Here is a 19,084-nt window from a genome sequence, read left to right on the forward strand (position 1 = left end):
CAACGCTACATCACACACACAATACACAACAAAAAGAAACAACAATATAAATCATATATATGGAAACAATCAAGTTTGGGAAATATGTGTCGCTGGCCTATGAGATTTTTGTAGTCGACGGCGGCAAGGAAACCTCGGTGTTCAAGTTCAGCCAGTCGAAGCCCGACAGCTTTGTCTATGGCATGGATCAGACGATGATCGACGCCTTCATGAAGCACATCGAGGGCAAGGCACAGGGCGACACGTTCGACTTCACGCTCACGCCCGAGGAAGCCTTCGGCGACAGGAAGCAGGAGCTGGTGATGACATTTGACAAGAAGATGTTTGAGCACGACGGCGAGTTTGACAGCGACAACGTGTATGAGGGTGCGGCAGTGCCCATGCGCACCGAGCAGGGCATGATTGTGACCGGCCGTGTGACGGCCATCACCGCCACCGAGGTGACCCTCGACTTCAACCACCCACTGGCGGGCGAAACAATACACTATGTGGGCCAGGTGCTGCTCGTGCGCGACGCCACGCCCAGCGAGCTCAACCCCAAGCACGGCGGCTGCGAGGGCTGCAGCGGCAGTTGCGGCCACGAGGGCGGATGCGATGGTTGCAGCGGCAGCTGCGACTGATCACTCCCCTTGCAGCCTCACTGCTTGAAGATCACGGCCACGGCGATCACGGCCACCAGCAAGACGGCCGCCACCAGCCACAGCACAAAGGTGCGGTGATCGACCGGCTCGTCCTCGGTGTTGCGATGCAGCCCGGGCCAGTCGTGCTCGTCGTGGAGCTCGGGCAGCGACGTGCGTTGCATCGTGCTCTGCTGCTCGGCAGCCTGCTCCTGGTTGTGGCGAGCCTCCTCGGCACCGGGATTGAGCACACGCTCAAAGTCGGTCTGGCCCGGGCCCAGCACTTGCAGGAAATCGTCGTTGCGACGGCGGCGCTTGTATTCTTTCATCGTTTTGCAGTGTTTTTACGGTTTACTATCTACATGAAAAACGGGCAAAAACTGCTAATTCCAATTAGAAGTGCAAAACTCTGCGGTGCATTAAAACATGAAAAACACCGCGGAGGTTTGCCTTGCGGCTGGGGGCGCGAAGCCCCCAAAGAGCATTGGCGGATAACTTAAGCAATACAAAAAAAGAGGAGATCTTTGCTAATTCCAATTAGAAGTGCAAAACTCTGTGGTGCATTAACCCATGAAAAACACCGCGGAGATTTGCCTTGCGGCTGGGGGCGCGAAGCCCCCAAAGAGCATTGGCGGATGACGTAAGCAATACAAAAAAAGAGGAGAACCTTCGTTCCCCTCCCTAAGATTAATTAATTTTGTATTGTGATGTATAAACAATTAACCTCAGAGCAAAGATACACAATAAGTGTGCTACTCCAAAAGAAATTCTCACTTAGTTTCATAGCCGAGACTATTGGTGTGTCAGTGTAAGCACGGTTTCTCGTGAGCGAAGGCGTAATGCTAATGCTAAAGGCGTTTATGCCGCACCTACGGCCGTATTGAAAGTCAAACGGCGTAAGGCAAGAGGAGAGATCGAACGACAGATAGCTTAGCACACTGGTTTCACTATTTCTACTCTCATGCCAAGAGCACTGATGATCCTATAAAAGGCACCGACGCTGGGTGTGATGATACCATTTTCTATTTTTGAGATATACGACTTGGTCGTGTGAGTGCGTTTCGCAAGTTCAGCCTGAGTCATATTGGCTTCTTTCCGAGCGTCGTGAAGTATCTGACCCGAGTAGAAAGAGTATGCCTTCTCCTCTGCCAATGCTCGCTCGGGAGTGCCCGCCTTCCCAAATTTCTTATCAAGAACCAAATCGTAATCAGCGATTTTGTGATTGTTTGTCTGCATAGTATGCCTCCTTAATTTTAATTGCCTTTTCTATTTCTGCGTTTGGCGTTTTCTGAGTCTTCTTTTGGAAACCATTGAAAAGAACCACAATCCTACCTTCGTCGAAGATGAAGAATACACGGAATATATTGCTGTTGAAATCCGTCCTCAACTCATAGATGCCTTCTCTAATCAGTTTCACGAACTTCTTGGACAACCGATCTTGGGTCTTCAAGAGAAGTAATCCATACTGAATTTTCTCCTGCTCTTTGTCCGTCAACGTTTCCATGAAAGCTTCAAAATAGCCACCATAAGTAACTATCTTCCTTTCCATATCACAAAGGTAGGAAAAGTTTCAATATTAGACAACTTTTTCCTTATACTATTTCATGCTAAAAAAAAATTAAATCGTATCACGGAATTGACAAACATCTTTAATTTGCAATTTGTAATCAACATATTTTTTATTGAAATAGTACTGAAGTTATAACTGTACATTTTGTACCATTTACCACGTAACAATCTGATAATCAAGTAACATTATATTTTCAATATGGAATGAAAAAAGGGGCAAAAACGGCTCTTATTTGCTAAAGAAAGTTAAAGGCAGAAAAAATGTGCCGAAAAATTATGTTGTAAAACATATTTGTCTTACTTTTGCATCGGTTTTTCATGGTATTAGTTTTTAAGGTTACGAGATACCAGGCGTCGTGAGACGGTTCTTATTTCGTTTTTGTTTAAGGTTTATGTTAATGGTATTAGAAGGTTAATTAGTTAAGCAATCCGCGATAGCGATATCACGGATTTTTTTGTACCATAACTTCGTTCCTACTCTTATAGGCATTTCTATCAAGATGAATTGCCACAGAAGAAATCAGTCAGAAGGGGATGTCGGGGGCAGCAGCGCCGGCATTTCCACCACCCTGTGGCTGCCGGGGTTGCGGCTGGGGCGCGGCAGCGGGCGACGACGGCGCTGTGGCCTGCGGGCGGCTGCCCAGGAGCTCAAAGGTGTCGGCATACACCTCGGTCACCGTGTGCTTGATGGTGTTGCGGTCTTCCCAGGTGCGCGTGCGCAGCTTGCCCTCGATATAGAGCTTGGTGCCGCGGCGAATGTAGCGCTCGGCAATCTCGGCGTTCTTGCCCCACATCACGATGCGGTGCCACTCGGTGCGCTCGGGCACTTGCTGCCCGCCGGCAGCGGTATAGGCCCGCTCGGTGGTGGCCAGTGAGAACGTGGCCACAATCTGGCCCTGGGCTGGATAGCGCACGTCGGGGTCCTTGCCCACGTTGCCCAGCAGAATGACTTTGTTGACTGACATAGTGTGTAACCGTTTTATTCTTTTTCGTTTTCAAAATGCACACCCGCTACGCCGGCAGATGGGGGCACTCAGGGGCAGTGCCGCCTGCGGTCCCGGCAGCGCACAGTGCGCAACATCTCTATCACAAAAATAGCAAAATCGGGCAAAACTCACAAAAAAGTTTTTTTCACACCCCACACGACAATGATAATGATAGAAAAAACGTGTGGGCACACCTGCCTCACACGCTTTCTGTATCAAAGTGCCGCCGGCAGGTGCTGTTGTACAGCACCTGCTGCAGGAGGTGGTGGTGACTGCCAACAAGCCACAGGTGCCCGAAGACATCTTCGAGACCTGGTCGCAAAAGACAATAGACTATGAGGAAATCGAGCGCAAGGGCATCTCCTCGCTCGAGGATGTGCTGCGGCGCATGCCCGGCATCATCGTGAAAAACGGGCAGGCCTACTTGATGCGCGGCGGCCTGCAAGCCGTGGGGTTCTTCATCGACGGCACCTACTTCCAGCCCATGGGGCGTAGACCTGAGAGAGACCCTCTACTGGGCGCCATGCCTCACGACCGACCGCGCAGGGCACTCGAGCTTCAGCTTCTACACCAGCGACAACAGCGCCACCGCCTACACGCTCACCATCGAGGGCATCACCCAGGACGGCGAGCTCATCAACAAGCGCATCACCATCGACAAGCGCTGACAACGACATTTCACCCCTAATGCAACAAAAAGACAATGTGGCTTTGAACTATTAACATATAATTTTTTGTTTAGATATTACAAAAGTCTTATCTTTACACAAAACAGGCCTTCAATTACATAACTTTTAAACGTTTTTTTATCATGGTTAGAATCGGGAAAGGCAATATCACACTTGGCACAGGGCTGGCCGCGAGGGTGCTGGCCGTGCTGGCGCTGCTCCTGGTGGCATGGACAGGCATGGCGCGGGCCACGTCGGTGTCGGCCGACAGCATCGCAGCCCGGCTCAAGATGCAGCAGTACTACTTCCCGCAGGAGAAAATACACGTGACCACCGACAAGGCCCGCTACATGAGCGGCGACACCGTGTGGCTGCGCGCCTTTGTCGTCAACGCCGCCACAGGCGAGCCGGTGAGGGAGAGCAAATACGTGTACGTGGAGCTTCGCAACCCCTTCGACAGCATCGCCCGACGCGTGAAGATCATCGAGCGCAAGGGTGTGTACTCGGGCTACATCCCCCTCGACCGCAAGCTGCCCGAGGGGCACTACACGCTCGTGGCCTACACCATGTTTATGGAGAGCCTGGGCCAGGACTTCTTCTTCAAGAAGGGCATCGAGGTGGCCAGCATCTTCTCGCTGCGCTACCGCATCGACACCAGGCTCGCCTGGAAGGACGGCGACGGAAGCCCACAGCTCGACGTCGACATCGCCTGCTCCGACCGCAACACCGGCGCGCAGGTCGCCATCGAGAACATGAGCTACACGCTCGACGACCAGAAGGTGCACACCCGCATCGTGGGCGGCAGCGCCGTGCACTTCGCGCTCAAGGGCGAGCGCGACACCCAGTCGCGCCACATGCTCGTGTGGTGCGACGACTACGGCAAGTATGTCGACATCCCCAGGCCCGAGAGCGAGTATATGGTCTACTTCATGCCCGAGGGCGGATACCTCGTGCCCGGCGTGAAATGCAACGTGGCCGTCAAGGCCCTGGGCAGCAACGGGCTGGGCAGGCGCCTGGAGGGCACCGTCAAGGACCGCGCAGGCGCCACCGTGGCGCACTTCGCGACCGGCCATGCGGGCATGGCCGTGTTCGCGCTCACTCCCGAGCGCGGCCAGGTGTACACAGCCACGTGCACCACGCCCGACGGTGAAGCCAAGACGGTGACCCTGCCCGTGCCGCGACCCGGAGCCGCCGTGCTGCACGTGACCCGCAGCGGCGACGCCACCGTCGTCGTCCAGCCTGTGGGAGACGTGCCCGCCGGGGCCACCGTCGTCGTCCAGCAGCGCGGCGCGCTGGTCAAGGCCGGCAGCGGCAGGCTCTCGCTGCCGCTCGACAGCATCGAGGCGGGCGTGGTGCAGTGCCTGCTGCTCGACAGCCGCATGAGAAAGCTCAGCGAGCGCCTCTTCTTCGCCCCGGGACGCGCCACCCGACGGGTGGATGTGAATTGCGACAAGCCGGCCTACGGCCGTCGCGAGAAGGTGGACGTGATCGTCGACCTGCACCACTACGACGTGGCCGCCGGCGACTATGCCGTGAGCGTGACCGACAACGCCTATGTGCCCGTCGACAGCGCCACGAGCATCGCCACACAGCTGCTGCTGCAGTCGGAGCTGCGCGGGCACATCGAGGACCCGGGCTACTACTTCAGGCAGCCCGGACGTGAGGCCGAGCTCGACGCTCTCATGCTCACCCAGGGCTGGACCCGCTACGACGTGCCCAGGGCCCTGCGCGGGGCCCTGGCCGAGCCCGAGGCGCCGCTCGAGAAGGGCTATGTGGCCACCGGAAGGGTCGTGAGCGAGTTCCGCAAGAAGCCCATGAGCGGCGTCACCGTGCAGGTGATCGCCCCAAAGGTGAACTACGCCTCCTCGTTCACCACCGACGCCAACGGCGAGTTTGCGCTCAGCGGCATGGACTTCCCCGACAGCGTGAAGCTCGTGATGCAGGTCGAGGACAAGGGCAAGCGAAAATATGCCAACGTGAGCCTCGTGCAGTCGACCCCTGCCGCAACAGCCTCGCTGCCGGCCGCCGCCTCGCTGCCCGCCCACGTGGCCAAGGCCGACGAGGCCTACCGCGACATGGAGTCGAAGCGCATCACGGCCCTGGGCGGCATGACGAGCATCCTGCTGCAGGAGGTGGTGGTGACTGCCAACAAGCCACAGGTGCCCGAAGACATCTTCGAGACCTGGTCGCAAAAGACAATAGACTATGAAGAAATCGAGCGCAAGGGCATCTCCTCGCTCGAGGACGTGCTGCGGCACCTGCCCGGCATCATCGTGAAAAACGGGCAGGCCTACTTGATGCGCGGCGGCCTGCAAGCCGTGGGTTTCTTCATCGACGGCACTTACTTTGAGACCATGAAGGCAATGTTTGACGAAAACCCCGACCCCGTCTACACCGTTGAGCAGCAAGCACAATACCACACCATGACCCAAGGTATGTCGATGACAATAGAGGAATACACCAAGATGAGCGCTGAAAATGAAAACGTGATAAAGGAAATAGAAGACAGATATCCGCTGAGCACCATAAAGATGGTGTACTACATTCCACCTGGCATGGCTACCGTGTTTGGCCGTCGCGGCACGGCTGGCGGCATCGTGATGATAAAGACCAAGGACGGCACCGAGAAAATGAAGGGGGTGCAAGACGACTTGGGCCTGCACATGTTCATCGCCCAAGGCTACCAGCGACCCGCCGAGTTCTACTCTCCTGCCTACTCGCCCGCCCAGGCCGCCAACGGTGAGGGCGTAGACCTGAGAGAGACCCTCTACTGGGCGCCGTGCCTCACGACCGACCGCGCAGGGCACTCGAGCTTCAGCTTCTACACCAGCGACAACAGCGCCACCGCCTACACGCTCACCATCGAGGGCATCACCCAGGACGGCGAGCTCATCAACAAGCGCATCACCATCGACAAGCGCTGAAACAACTCAAATGATTCACCCTAATAAAAAAAACATTATGATACGCATCAAGAAAGAAGACCCAGATTTGTCCAAAGGAAACCTTGCTTGAGTGTTGAAACACATGTAGGGTTCACACAATTTAAGAAAAAATGAGGAGCCAAAATTTTAGCTTTCGCGTGATTTTGTGTAAATTTGTACGTTTTATGGCGAAGCCTTGCCAAGAGGCCGTTTTCGGGGCCCAAAAGGCCGAAAACGGGGCAAAAAACAGCGAGGCAGCACACGCAACGAAACACAGAGAAGAGAAAGAACTGAAATTTATATGTCATCAGAAGATTTAAGAGAAGAAGAAGTAGAGAAAAAGTACTCGGCGCACAACATACAAGTGCTCGAAGGCCTGGAGGCCGTGCGCAAGCGTCCGTCGATGTACATAGGCGATACACACGTCAAGGGACTGCACCATCTGGTGTCGGAGGTAGTCGACAACTCGATCGACGAGGCCCTGGCAGGATTCTGCAACGACATACAGGTGACCATACTCAAGGACGACTCGATCGTAGTGAAAGACAACGGCCGCGGCATTCCCGTCGACGAGCACGAGAAGCTGCACAAGTCGGCCCTCGAGGTGGTGATGACCGTGTTGCATGCCGGTGGCAAGTTTGACAAAGGTTCCTACAAGGTGTCGGGCGGTCTGCACGGCGTGGGCGTGAGTTGCGTGAACGCCCTGAGCGACTACCTGCGCGCCGAGGTGCGGCGCGGCGGTCACGTCTACATGCAGGAGTATGCCTATGGCAAGCCCACCAGCCCGGTGAGCATCATAGGCGACTGCGACGAGAGCGACCACGGCACCACCATCCAGTTCCACCCCGATGCCACGATATTCCAGAGCACGGTCTACCAGTTTGACATACTGTCGACGCGGCTGCGCGACTTGGCCTACCTGAATGCCGGGGTGCGTCTCACGCTCACCGACATGCGCGACCTCGACGAGGAGGGTAAGCCGCACAGCGAGGTGTACTACAGCGAGACGGGCCTCAACGACTTTGTGCGCTTTCTCGACGAGGGCAAGACCTCGCTCATAGGCGACGTGATACACATCCACAGCAATAAGAACAACATTCCTATTGAGGTGGCCATGACCTACAACGACTCGTTCAAGGAAAACATCTACTCGTTTGTCAACAACATCAACACCGTGGAGGGCGGCACGCACCTCACGGGCTTCCGCCGCGGCCTGGGCGCCACGCTCAAGAAATATGCCGAGGACAACAAGATGCTCGACAAGGTGAAGGTGGAGCTCAACAAAGACGACTTTCTCGAGGGGCTCACCGCCGTGATATCGGTCAAGGTGCTGGAGCCGCAGTTTGAAGGCCAAACCAAGACCAAGCTGGGCAACACCGAGGTGATGGGCGCCGTCGACTCGAGCGTGCGCGAGGCACTGGGCAACTACCTCGAGGAGCACCCCAACGAGGCCAAGGCCATCGTCGAGAAGGTGATCCTGGCCGCCACGGCACGGCACGCCGCCCAGACGGCAAGGGCGCGCATACAGCGCAAGTCGCCGCTCTCGGGCTCAGGACTGCCCGGCAAGCTGGCCGACTGCTCGTGCAAGGACCCGGCCCAGAGCGAGCTGTTTCTGGTCGAGGGCGACTCGGCAGGCGGCAGCGCCAAGCAGGGCCGCGACCGCAACTTCCAGGCCATATTGCCGCTGCGAGGCAAGATACTGAACGTGGAGAAGGTGATGGAGCACAAAATCTACGAGAGCGAGTCGGTGGTCAACATCTTCCGCGCCCTGGGCATCACCGATCCCAAGAACTTCGAGTTTGAGAAGTTGCGCTACCACCGCGTGATCATCATGACCGATGCCGATGTCGACGGTGCCCACATCGCCACGCTGCTCATGACCTTCTTCTACCGCTGTATCCCCGACATCATCACCCACGGGTGCCTCTACATAGCCACGCCGCCGCTGTACCGCTGTCTGAAGGGCAACAACCAGGAGTACTGCTGGACCGACCAGCAGGTGCGCACGTTTATCGACAAGTACGGCCAGGGCGAGGAGCGCAATGTGAAGGTGCAGCGATTCAAGGGTCTGGGCGAGATGAACCCCGAGCAACTGTGGGACACCACCATGGACCCCGAAAACCGCATGCTCAAGCGCGTGCGCGTCGAGGACGCCGCTTCGGCCGACCACACCTTCTCGATGCTCATGGGCGAGGATGTGGCACCGCGCCGCAAGTTTATCGAGGAAAACGCCACCTACGCCACCCTCGACACTTGATGGCAGCGGGCCGCGACACGGCCAGAACCTAAGGAAAAGAAGACCTTGCCAATTCCTTAAGATACGCAACACCACACCACAGTGACGATCTATCGAAACAGCAATTCGGCCGCCTGACCCCCTGTCAAGCGGCCGAATCTTGTAAAATGACAATTGTAAAGTATGGAGATTTCACAACAATTTATAGCGCAGCTGCAAGCGCTGCTGCCCCATGAGTGGGAGGCACTGGCAGCGGCCATCACCACCACGCCGCCAGCAGTGTCGATACGCCTCAACACGGCCAAGGGGGCGCATGAAGCCCGCACGACAGGACTGGAGCCTGTGCCCTGGTGCCCGGCGGGGCGCTATCTCGCGGGGCGGGAGCCCTTCACCTTCGACACCGCTTTCCAGACGGGCCTGTACTATGTGCAAGACGCCTCGTCGATGTTTATAGCGCACGTCATCGGCTCGCTCGTCGACGGGCCGGTGCGCTACCTCGACCTGTGTGCCGCGCCCGGGGGCAAGACCACCGCGGCAATCCAGGCTCTGCCGCCAGGCTCGACCGTGGTGGCCAACGAGGTGATGCCTCAACGGGCTCGCGTGCTGTGCGAGAACGTGACCAAGTGGGGCAGCCCGCGCTGCTTTGTGACCAGCAACCCTGCCAGCGACTTCAAGCAACTCAGGCACTACTTCGACGTGGTGGCCGTCGACGCCCCGTGCAGCGGCGAGGGCATGATGCGCAAGGAGGCCGAGGCTGTGGCCCAGTGGAGCCCGGCGCTGGTGCGCCAGTGCGCCGCCTTGCAGCGCAGCATTGTCGACGATGCCTGGCACGCCCTCAAGCCAGGCGGACTGCTGATATACAGCACGTGCACCTACAACAGCGAGGAAAACGAGCAAGTGGTGCAGCACCTCATCGACACCTGCCAGGCCACCACGGTCGAGGTGCCGGTCGAGGCTGGCTGGAAGGTGCACCCCGGCATAGGCACCAGCGCCCATTGCTACCGCTTCATGCCTCACCTCACCCGCGGCGAGGGTCTCTTCATGGCCGTGCTGCGCAAGCCCGAGGGCAAGGCAAAACCGCCCAAGATGAAAGCCGTCAAGGCCCGTGGCAACACCGCCTGGCCACGCGGCACCGAGCACTGGCTCGAGTGCGCCAGCGACTACAGCCTGGCCATGCGCGGCGACACCATCGTAGCCATCCCGCACGACCTTGAGCCCTGCGCGGCCCTGCTGCACGGGGTCCTGCACGTGTTGCACGAGGGCATCACGCTGGGCACGGTCAAGGGCAAGAACTGCGTGCCCAGCCACGCGCTGGCCCTGTCGACAGCGCTCAATCCCGAGGCCTTTGCCCGCTGCGAGGTCGACTATGCCACTGCCATGGCCTACATGCGCGGCGAGACCGTCGTGGTCGATGCTCCTCGGGGCTATGTGCTGCTCACCCACCACGGCAGCCCCATAGGCTTTGCCAACAACCTGGGCAGCCGTGCCAACAACCTATATCCCAAGCCGTGGCGCATCTTGAGCACCCACATTCCGGCACAGGAGCCAGCGGTGGTGACCGCAGGCTCCTGTGTGCATGGTGAGGGGTGAGATGCCCCCGCCCACACGAGAAGAAAAAGCAAGTCTCCAGGCCTCGACCACAACAAGCGTGGCGTGCCTGGAGACTTGTTTTTGTCGATATAGCGCTGTGCGTCAGTTGCCGAGCACCATGTTGATGAGCGTGGTCACGTCGCTCACGTCGACACTGCCGTTGGCGTTCAGGTCGCTCAGCGGCGCATAGAGCGGAGTGGCGCCCAGCACCACGTTGGTAAGTGCCGAGACATCGCTCACATTGGTCACGCCGTCGAGATTCACATCGCCGTCGACGGGGAAATAGGAGAAAGTGATGTCGTCGATGTAGCAAGGCAGCGACTTGCTGCCGCCCGACTGCAGGATGCGGTACTGCACAGGGCCGGTGAGGGTCACGTTCCACTGCGCTTTGAGGCTCGACTTGGCAGGCACCGCGACGTCGGAGCCGGCATACTCCTTCCAGTCGGCAGCCGAGTCGCCGGGCACGAGATAGTAGAGCTTGAATGTGGCAGCCGAGTTGGACGTGTTGTAGACGGTGGCCTCGATCTGGAAGGGGTCGAAGGCGAGAGGCTCGGCCATCGACACCGCGCCGGGCATCTTCATGGCCACGGCGTGCTCGCCGTTGCGCACGGCCTCGCTGGCCGGGGCGGCCACACCAGCGCGCGTGAAGCTCCAGGTGGTGAAGTTGCCCTGCACGCCACTGGCCGTTGTAGCACTGGTCGCAGGCATGGCCTCAAAATCCTCGACAATCTTCTTGATCGAGCCATCGGCCTTGACGTCGAAGGAGATGATGCCCTCCTGCTCGGCGATGTTGTCGAGCAGCATCTGGCTCATCGAGTTGCCCCAAGTGCGCAGATTGGGCTGTGTGGTGTTGGTGAGCTTGGTCACGCCAGCCGTGCCCGGGAAGGGGTCGCTGGCACTGCCGCCCTTGGCATTGCCGGCCCGCAGCACCACATAGTAGTTGTGGCTGGGGTTGCAGTTCACCTGGTTGCTCGCCCACACGCCAAGGTCGCTCATGTCGACGCGCGACACAAGCATGCCGTGGCCAGGCAGATAGCTGTCCCACTTGGTGCGCTGGCGGTTTTCGAGATAGAAGGTGGTGGTGGGCTCCTGCGTGGTCAAGACGTAGCCATGGTTGGTAGCATTGAGCGCGCCCATGGTGTAGTGCTTGCCGGCCTGCAACGTGTCGGGGGTGGCAAAGCCCAGCACAGTGCGCTCAAAGAGCGAGTAGCCCACCGGGTTGCGGCCATAGTTGTTGTAGCTGCCGCCAGCCATCACCTCCCAGGCGCCCGGGTGGTCGCTCTGGCCTCCGCTCTCGCCATAGTCGGTGTCGTAGAGGTCTTCAAGACCCAGCACGTGGCTGAACTCGTGGCATATCGTGCCTATGCCGTCGTGCTTGTTGCGACCCTGACTTTCCCAGCCGTAGTACTCACCCGAGCTGGCGTAGCGGCCCAGGTAGACGCCGTCGTAGGCTTGCGAGCTGTAGTAGGACAGCGACGACATGTGGGGCCACAGGTAGCTGCTGTTGTTGCCGCTGTAGTTGGAGGTGTACCCTGCCACAATGAAGTAGATCATGTCGACCGTGCCGTCGTCGTCGGTGTCGTACTTGCTGAAGTCGACCGCGCCGTCGAGCTTATTGATGGCCGAAAGGAAAATACTGGCGTAATTCTCGTTACCATCGGTCGAAGCATAGTCGACGTCGACAGGGCCATAGACGTCGAAATGGGGGTCGAAGACGCCATTGGAGTTGTCGTAGAAGTAGTCGCGCACGCTGCCCGTGTAGGACTCATAGCGGCCGTTGACCGTGATACCGGTGAAATCCTTGTCGTTGAGTGTTGCCTCGTAGAAAGTGCTGTCGACAGCAAACTTGCGGTCGCTATAGTTGATCAAGATAACCAAGCCGCGAAACTTGCTGTAGTCGAGCAAGTCGTCGCGCAACAGCTTGCGGCGGGCGTTGCGGCTGCGTGCTTTCGACTTTTGGCCTTGGCTCCAGGCGTCGGCATCGACCAGGAAGCGTGCTGTGGCTTGCAACGAGGCCGTCTCGGCAGCAGTGCGTGCTGCGGCATCGTGGGCCACGACGCTGGTAGCCACCAGACGCCGGCCGCTCTGGGCGGCATACACATAGGCACCCTGGGCATTCTTGACGACGGTGTAGCCGTCGAGCGTGGTGTTGAAGTGGTAGTATTCATCGCCCTGCAGCATGAGCGTGAGCGTGCTGCCGTCGGGCTGGGTCACAGTAGCGGGTGTGGGACATGCAGGTATTGCCATGGCACTCACTGCCGAGAGCAAGCCCATGAGCAACAAGAAAAATTTCTTCATGAACAGTGATAATAATAGGTGTAAATAGATGTGTAAATGTGGGGGGAAAAACAGCTACACCTCGAGCAGCCGTGTGAGCAGGCACAGCCCGAAGTGTAGCTTGTGCAGGGTTGTATCACTCGGCAGCGAGGATGAGGTTGAGCAGGGCGGTGACGTCGGTCACGTTGATCGTGCCGTCGCCATTGATGTCGCACAGCGAGGCATCGTAGGAGGCCGAACCCAGGATAACGTTGATGAGGGCAGTGACGTCGGTCACGTTGACCACACCGTCGCCGTTGATGTCGCCCGTGGCCGATCTGTAGTAGAGCGTGAAGTCGTCGAGATAAACGGCCGACGTCTTGCTGCCCGTGGACAGGATCACACGATAGCGTGTGGGGGTGTCTTGCTTGGTGTTGACCACCCAATAGAGCACGTGAGTGCCATTGCCCGACACTGCCTGCGTGGTTTCGCCCGTGGCCGAGGCCGCATTGGTCCAGGTAGCACCGCCGTCGGTCGAGGTCGACAAGGTGTATTTCACAGTCATCGAGAGCGGGTTAAACACCTTGAAGCTCACTTGATAGGCGTCATAGTAGGTGTCGCCGCTGGTGATGGCGCTGGGCAACTTCATGGCTACCGAGTGCTCGCCGCTGGCCTTGCCGCTGCCGGGAGCTGTGACATTGCACTTGGTGAACGACCAGGTGGCATACTTGCCTTGCACGTCGGCCAGGCTGGTAGCGGTGGTGGCTGCCATGTCCTCAAAGTCCTCGACATCGCCAATCACGGTATCGTTGGCAATCTTGAGCGTAATGTTGCCATCCTTCTCGGCAATGTTGGTGATGATATAGGGGCAATGCTCCTGGGCCCACGAGAGCAGGTTGGGCTCGGTGGCGTTGGTAATCATCGTCACGGCGCCAGTGCCCGGGAAGGGGTCGCTGGCCGACGACTGCGAAGCGCCGCCGGCAGGCATAAACTTGTAGTAGTTGTGCTCGGGGTTGCAGTTCACCTGGTTGCTGGTCCACACGCTGACGTTGGTCGAGTCGACGTGGTTGATGAGCATGCCGTGGCCCGGGCAATAGGCGTCCCAGCCCTCGAGCTGGCGGTTCTCCATGATGAAGAACTCATTGGCCGTGGGTGTCTTGAGGATGAGGGCCTCGTTGCCCGAGTTGAATGCCGGCAGCGTATAGGTGCCCGGGGCGTTGACAACCTTGGGTGTGCAGAAGCCCAGCGAATAGCGGTCGTAGGCCGAGTAGCCGGCCGGGGTGCGGGCATAGTTGTTGTAGCCCCCCCCGACATGATCTCCCAGGTGCCTTGTGTCACACTCTCGCCGCCGTTGGCCGAGTAGTCGGTGTCGTAGAGGTCCTCGAGACCCAGCACGTGGCTGAACTCGTGGCATATCGTGCCTATGCCGTCGAGAATACCCTGGCGGGCACTGTAGAACTCGCACGAGCAGGCATAGCGGCCTATCGTCTTGCCGCCTATGGGATAGGAGTAGTAGCTGGCATGGGGCCACACGTGATTGGGGGCCTCGCCGGTGTTGCTGCCCACACCTGCAAAGATGAAATACACCATGTCGACATAGCCGTCGTTGTCGGTATCATAGTCGGCAAAGTTTACCTTGCCCTTCAATTGCTTCAACGACTGGGCCAGCAGGGGCGACATTTTCTCTGAGCCCCTGGGCGAATCGACCGAGAGGTTGACGGTGACAGGCCCCACCACGTCGAAGCGGGGGTTGAACTTGCCCATCGAGTTGTCGCGGAAGTAGTCGCGCACGCTACCCGTAAAGGCGCCGTAGGTGCTCCTGCTGCCGTCCTCGTTGGTGTAGCCCGTGTAGTTCTCCTGGTTGATCATCTTCTCATAGAAGTCGGCGGCATCGCTGCGCGAGAACTTGCAGTCGTTGAACTGCACCAGGACGACGAGGCCCCTGAACTTGCTGTAGTCGAAGGCGCTGGCCTTCATGGCCCGGTCGCGCTGCGCACGTGCCTTGCGCGAGGCGCTCGAGCGCGTGTCGTCGATCAGGTTCTTGCCCAGCGTGGAGAGCAGGGCCAGGTCGGCAGCCGAGCGCTCGGCCTGCGGGCGGGCAACGACTGCCGTGGGAGCGAGCACGCCGCCATTCTTCTGGGCATACACATAGTAGCCTGCGTCGTTTTTCACAACGGTGTAGCCGTCGAGCGTGGTATAGTAGTTGTAGTACTCATCGCCGTGCAGGCGCACAGTGAGCTGCGACCCGTCGGGCTGAGTGACCGCAAACGGGGTGGGAAGTGCAGGTATTGCAAGCCCTTGGACCGATGCGACCAGGGCCACAGCAATTGAAAGCAAAAATTTTCTCATTTCTTGTAAGATATAAAAAGTTGTTGTTAACAATAGTAATATTTGTTCTTCAAGCAGATTTAAGAAGGGTAAAATCCTATCTAAAACATGCAATGCAGGGTTCAACAGAGATATTTGTCAAGTTGCAAATTTCAAAAATATTTTTAAGACTTGCAAGCAATGCAACCCTTTTTAGGACAAAAATGTAAAAAAACGGGCAAAATGTGATAAACCCTTAAAAATACGGGGTAAAAACAAGAAAAAACCTTGGCACATACCGAAAATATGTTTACCTTTGTAGAAATAGGGCACCTATGCCCGCTGTGCAACATCGACCACAACAAGCTGCGATACCAGGACCGTGCACATTGTGCGTTTTCCCACTGTGCCACGCCAAGAAACTACTCAACACAGGCCAAGAGAGTGTGCCGATGAGCAACAAGCGACATGTAGCGCCCCCCTGCTGCAGGGCAGGCCCGTCACAGGCCGCCGGCAAGTCATGACGGGGCGACAACATAAAGATACGGCCGTATATAGAATAGGTAACGGCCGGTAAAAGATGTTTTAAGGTTTACAACGAGATGACTTGTGCGTGATGCATGGGTCATCTTCATTTTTCCCTACACCTGCAGCAACCACCAAAGCGGCTCATAGCCAAGCCATAGGACGGCGGCAAGCACCCAGACAACACAAAAAATATATCAATTTGCTCAATTTTATTTTGTTTATATGGTAATTTGCACTATATTTGTAATGTTTTTAAGAAAAATGTTTCTCGCCAGCCATTTTCCCGAGCAAGAAACATGACCTAAAACGATGTAGAATTACACTAATTATATATATATATTTCAAAGCAAATCACATGATGCGATGCAAGTTTACAAGTGATAAAGTACAAAACACTATGAGTAATAGAAAACCGTAATCACGGTTCGGGTATATAATTATTGTTTAATTCATCTTAAATTAAAACTTATATTCAGGTTAGTCAAACTATCGCGCGTGAAAGACCTCAAGACGGAATAAGAGACCCTATTGAACGTTAGGTATTCCTCTCGCCTTCTCCTGCTGGAACGCACGGAGGGGGCGTTGCTTTTTTTTTCACCCTCGCGCGCGATATCACATGCACACTCCCCCACACGCGCGCGCATGCCAGTCGTCACTGCGTCAAGTATCACCAAGAGCGACAAGCGAGCAGAAAAAAATTTTTTTGTCGGCAAAAAAAGGCGTTTGGTAGGGGAAAAAAGGGTGTTTTTAAAAAAGTTTTCACTTTCGAAACGAAATTGTGTTCAATATTAATAATTTTATTTTTATCTTTGTGATTGGAAATTTATGATTAATCAGCCTCACGGGTTGCAATTTGTTATAAATAAGCCGGAATGTGTAACTTGATTACAATTTTAGAGAATCGTGAAAAATAAGAGAAACAGACTTCAGATGATCATTGAATTGATCAGGAAGAATACGATTGGGAGTCAAAACGAGCTGGCCGAGATGCTCAAGACACGTGGAATTGATGTAACTCAGGCCACCCTCTCGCGCGACTTGAAAGCGTTGAAGATCACCAAGGTAGCTAACGACCTTGGCAACTACATGTACATCATCCCCGACAGCAACGGCCTGCAAGACTCGTTGCTCTTGAAGGGACAACGTAGCATGACCGTAAACTCACAAATTGGCTTTGTTTCGCTCGAGTTTTCGGGCAACTTTGCTGTCATCAAGACCCGCAACGGCTATGCAGCCGGACTGGCCTATGACATCGACATGAGCCACTCTCGCGACATTCTGGGCACGATTGCAGGTGCCGACACCGTGTTTGCCATCCTGCGAGAGGGAGTGACCCACGAGGAGGCCATCAAGTTTTTCTCGCGCTTTGTGCCCATAGAGCAGAATCAATAGTTCTCTCCCCTCACAGCGAACGCCTCCACACGCTTTCACACACACACGCCCTAACAATAGACCCTGATGCGCTTCGGCATCTCCCCCTGTCACACACATAGAGAGCAGGACGATGACGATGTGCAAGGGGTATATTGTATATATGCACACACACGCAGATTGACACTTACACGTTTTTTGATTCGTATAAAAAAGAAAGGAAATGATTGACATCAACGACATTGAAATCGTGGTAGCAGGAAAGGAACATCTCAAGTACATCGATGAGATTATCGAGACGATGTCTGACGCTGCCAAGGTGCGCGGCACCGGTATTGCCAAGCGCACCCACGCCTATGTAGAAAAAGTGATGCTTGAAAACAAGGCCGTGCTGGCCTTGTATCACGGCCGCTTTGCCGGCTTCAGCTACATCGAGAGCTGGAGTCACAAGCTGTTTGTAACCAACTCAGGACTCATTGTCCATCCCGACTTCAGAGGCATAGGCGTGGCCTCACGAATCAAGCGACGAGTATTTGCCCTGGCGCGCGAGCGCTACCCGATGGCCAAGGTGTTCAGCCTCACGACCGGAGCTGCAGTGCTCAACATGAACACCAAGCTGGGCTTCAAGCCAGTGACCTTCGAGGTGCTCACCCGCGACAAGGAGTTCTGGAAAGGCTGCGAGAGCTGTGTGAACTACGACATACTGCAACGCAACGGCGGGGCCAAGTGCCTGTGCACTGCCCTGCTCTATGACCCGGCCGAGCACATAGGCGAGCCGCCGGTCGACTACAATGCTGCCAGCAGCAGCACGCAGCCCAAGCGCCGCGAGAAGGTGGTGCTGGCCTACAGCGGCGGGCTCGACACCTCGTTTGCAGTGAAATACCTGAGCGAGGACTGCGGCTACGACGTGTACACCGCCACAGCCAACACGGGTGGCTTCAGTGCCCAGGAGCTGGCCACCATCGAGAAGCACGCCCTCGAGCTGGGCGCCGTGAAGCACGTGAACCTCGACATCACCCAGGAGTACTACAACAAGAGCATCAAGTACATGGTGTATGGCAACGTGCTGCGCAACGGCACCTACCCCATCTCGGTGAGCTCGGAGCGCATGTTCCAGGCCATCGCCATCATCAAATATGCCAAAAAGATAGGAGCCGACTGCGTGGCCCACGGCAGCACCGGCGCCGGCAACGACCAGATACGCTTCGACCTCACCTTCCAGGTGCTGGCACCCGAGATCAAGGTCATCACCCCCACACGCGACCTGTCGCTCACCCGCGACTACGAGATCAACTACTTGAAGGACCACGGCTTTGTGGGCGACTTCAAGAAGCTGGAATACAGCTACAACGAGGGCTTGTGGGGCACCTCGATATGCGGCAAGGAGACCTTGCACAGCGACGAGAACCTGCCCGAGAGCGCATTCTTGCGCCCCATGACGGCCCACGACGACAAGCACCTCACGCTCGACTTTGTGAAAGGCGAGCTCGACGCCATCGACGGCCGCCACTACGACGACAAGGTGAAGGCCATACAAGATCTCGAAGACCTGGTGGCCCCCTACGGCATAGGGCGCGACATCAACCTGGGCGACACCATCATCGGCATCAAGGGCCGCGTGGGCTTTGAGGCTGCCGCTCCGCTGCTCATCATCGCCGCCCACAAGCTGCTCGAGAAATACACCCTCACCAAGTGGCAGCAATACTGGAAAGAGCAACTGGGCAACTGGTATGGCATGTTCTTCCACGAGAGCTACTACCTGGAGCCCGTGATGCGCGACATCGAGGCCTACCTCACCAAGAGCCAGCGCAACGTGACCGGCAAGGTCATCATCGACCTCAAGCCCTACCGCTATGACCTGGTGGGCGTGCAGTCGCCATTCGACCTGAGCAAGACAGGCTTTGGCGAGTATGGCGAGATGAACAAGGCCTGGACGGCCGACGACGTGAAGGGCTACACCAAGATCTACGCCAATCCGCTCAAGATCTATCACTACAACCAACTCAAAAACGGCATTGCCGACGACTTATAG

14 protein-coding genes and 1 pseudogene are annotated in these 19,084 nt (G+C 56.6%); 8 read left to right on the plus strand and 7 right to left on the minus strand.

All coding sequences use genetic code 11. From position 1 onward, the window contains the following. The first annotated feature begins 59 nt into the window (after positions 1-59). Positions 60-620 carry an FKBP-type peptidyl-prolyl cis-trans isomerase gene (locus tag GF423_RS05340; RefSeq protein WP_154327379.1) on the plus strand — a complete coding sequence of 187 codons (561 nt, stop codon included), beginning with the start codon at positions 60-62 and terminating at the stop codon, positions 618-620. Positions 621-637: 17 nt separating this feature from the next. On the opposite strand, the gene GF423_RS05345 is transcribed toward GF423_RS05340, so the two are convergent. Next, positions 638-946, minus strand: a complete 309-nt coding sequence (locus tag GF423_RS05345; RefSeq protein WP_154327380.1) for a hypothetical protein — start codon at positions 944-946, stop codon at positions 638-640. A 378-nt stretch (positions 947-1,324) separates the two neighbouring features. On the opposite strand from GF423_RS05345, the pseudogene GF423_RS14355 reads away from it, so the two are divergent. Beyond that, positions 1,325-1,548 (plus strand): annotated as a pseudogene (locus GF423_RS14355) (helix-turn-helix domain-containing protein); the annotation flags it as partial. Here the strand turns inward: GF423_RS14355 and GF423_RS05355 are convergent. The 3 genes from GF423_RS05355 to GF423_RS05365 form a co-directional block, all read right to left on the minus strand. Beyond that, positions 1,548-1,853, minus strand: coding sequence for a helix-turn-helix domain-containing protein (locus GF423_RS05355; protein WP_154327381.1), 306 nt, complete (start codon positions 1,851-1,853; stop codon positions 1,548-1,550). The pseudogene GF423_RS14355 and the gene GF423_RS05355 overlap by 1 nt on opposite strands. Next, entirely contained in the window at positions 1,825-2,166 is a 342-nt protein-coding gene (locus GF423_RS05360) for a type II toxin-antitoxin system RelE/ParE family toxin (protein WP_154327382.1), read from the minus strand. Before GF423_RS05360 ends, GF423_RS05355 begins: the two co-directional genes overlap by 29 nt. A 544-nt stretch (positions 2,167-2,710) precedes the next feature. Continuing rightward, positions 2,711-3,151, minus strand: a complete 441-nt coding sequence (locus GF423_RS05365; RefSeq protein ID WP_154327383.1) for a single-stranded DNA-binding protein — start codon at positions 3,149-3,151, stop codon at positions 2,711-2,713. A gap of 241 nt (positions 3,152-3,392) precedes the next feature. Here GF423_RS05365 and GF423_RS05370 point away from each other — a divergent pair, with 241 nt between their 5' ends. The 4 genes from GF423_RS05370 to GF423_RS05385 all read left to right on the plus strand — a co-directional run bounded on the left by GF423_RS05370 (position 3,393) and on the right by GF423_RS05385 (position 10,590). After that, a complete protein-coding gene (locus tag GF423_RS05370; protein ID WP_206113395.1) occupies positions 3,393-3,860 on the plus strand; it encodes a TonB-dependent receptor plug domain-containing protein in 468 nt (155 codons plus the stop codon). Between the two features lie 123 nt (positions 3,861-3,983). Next, positions 3,984-6,764: a hypothetical protein gene (locus GF423_RS05375; RefSeq protein WP_154327385.1), complete on the plus strand. Its 2,781-nt coding sequence runs from the start codon at positions 3,984-3,986 to the stop codon at positions 6,762-6,764. 301 nt (positions 6,765-7,065) lie between these two features. Further along, complete coding sequence (gene gyrB / locus GF423_RS05380; RefSeq protein ID WP_154327386.1) at positions 7,066-9,021, plus strand: DNA topoisomerase (ATP-hydrolyzing) subunit B; 1,956 nt, start codon at positions 7,066-7,068, stop codon at positions 9,019-9,021. Between the two features lie 162 nt (positions 9,022-9,183). After that, positions 9,184-10,590, plus strand: coding sequence for a methyltransferase RsmF C-terminal domain-like protein (locus GF423_RS05385; RefSeq protein WP_154327387.1), 1,407 nt, complete (start codon positions 9,184-9,186; stop codon positions 10,588-10,590). 102 nt (positions 10,591-10,692) lie between these two features. Here GF423_RS05385 and GF423_RS05390 read toward each other — a convergent pair whose 3' ends face one another. The 3 genes from GF423_RS05390 to GF423_RS05400 form a co-directional block, all read right to left on the minus strand. Beyond that, positions 10,693-12,888 (minus strand): M6 family metalloprotease domain-containing protein, encoded by a 2,196-nt coding sequence (locus GF423_RS05390; protein ID WP_154327388.1) that lies wholly within the window; start codon positions 12,886-12,888, stop codon positions 10,693-10,695. A 115-nt stretch (positions 12,889-13,003) separates the two neighbouring features. Continuing rightward, positions 13,004-13,975: a dockerin type I repeat-containing protein gene (locus GF423_RS05395; protein ID WP_154327389.1), complete on the minus strand. Its 972-nt coding sequence runs from the start codon at positions 13,973-13,975 to the stop codon at positions 13,004-13,006. Next, entirely contained in the window at positions 13,867-15,195 is a 1,329-nt protein-coding gene (locus GF423_RS05400; protein WP_154327390.1) for a M6 family metalloprotease domain-containing protein, read from the minus strand. Before GF423_RS05400 ends, GF423_RS05395 begins: the two co-directional genes overlap by 109 nt. A 1,389-nt stretch (positions 15,196-16,584) precedes the next feature. On the opposite strand from GF423_RS05400, the gene GF423_RS05405 reads away from it, so the two are divergent. Together GF423_RS05405 and GF423_RS05410 are read left to right on the plus strand one after the other, a co-directional pair. Continuing rightward, on the plus strand, positions 16,585-17,073 hold the full coding sequence (locus tag GF423_RS05405) for an arginine repressor (RefSeq protein WP_154327391.1): 489 nt from the start codon (positions 16,585-16,587) through the stop codon (positions 17,071-17,073). Positions 17,074-17,818: 745 nt separating this feature from the next. Beyond that, positions 17,819-19,084 (plus strand): argininosuccinate synthase domain-containing protein, encoded by a 1,266-nt coding sequence (locus tag GF423_RS05410; RefSeq protein ID WP_241004972.1) that lies wholly within the window; start codon positions 17,819-17,821, stop codon positions 19,082-19,084.

Origin of the sequence: Sodaliphilus pleomorphus (genome assembly GCF_009676955.1) — a bacterium.
Lineage (GTDB): Bacteria > Bacteroidota > Bacteroidia > Bacteroidales > Muribaculaceae > Sodaliphilus > Sodaliphilus pleomorphus.

Bases quoted from the DNA above. Each gene is read 5' to 3' on its own strand.
- GF423_RS05345 (WP_154327380.1), bottom strand. From the start codon at position 946: ATGAAAGAATACAAGCGCCGCCGTCGCAACGACGATTTCCTGCAAGTG.
- GF423_RS05375 (WP_154327385.1), top strand. From the start codon at position 3,984: ATGGTTAGAATCGGGAAAGGCAATATCACACTTGGCACAGGGCTGGCC.
- GF423_RS05395 (WP_154327389.1), bottom strand. From the start codon at position 13,975: ATGGAGAACCGCCAGCTCGAGGGCTGGGACGCCTATTGCCCGGGCCAC.
- GF423_RS05340 (WP_154327379.1), top strand. From the start codon at position 60: ATGGAAACAATCAAGTTTGGGAAATATGTGTCGCTGGCCTATGAGATT.
- GF423_RS05385 (WP_154327387.1), top strand. From the start codon at position 9,184: ATGGAGATTTCACAACAATTTATAGCGCAGCTGCAAGCGCTGCTGCCC.
- GF423_RS05360 (WP_154327382.1), bottom strand. From the start codon at position 2,166: ATGGAAAGGAAGATAGTTACTTATGGTGGCTATTTTGAAGCTTTCATG.
- GF423_RS05365 (WP_154327383.1), bottom strand. From the start codon at position 3,151: ATGTCAGTCAACAAAGTCATTCTGCTGGGCAACGTGGGCAAGGACCCC.
- gyrB (WP_154327386.1), top strand. From the start codon at position 7,066: ATGTCATCAGAAGATTTAAGAGAAGAAGAAGTAGAGAAAAAGTACTCG.
- GF423_RS05390 (WP_154327388.1), bottom strand. From the start codon at position 12,888: ATGAAGAAATTTTTCTTGTTGCTCATGGGCTTGCTCTCGGCAGTGAGT.
- GF423_RS05355 (WP_154327381.1), bottom strand. From the start codon at position 1,853: ATGCAGACAAACAATCACAAAATCGCTGATTACGATTTGGTTCTTGAT.
- GF423_RS05400 (WP_154327390.1), bottom strand. From the start codon at position 15,195: ATGAGAAAATTTTTGCTTTCAATTGCTGTGGCCCTGGTCGCATCGGTC.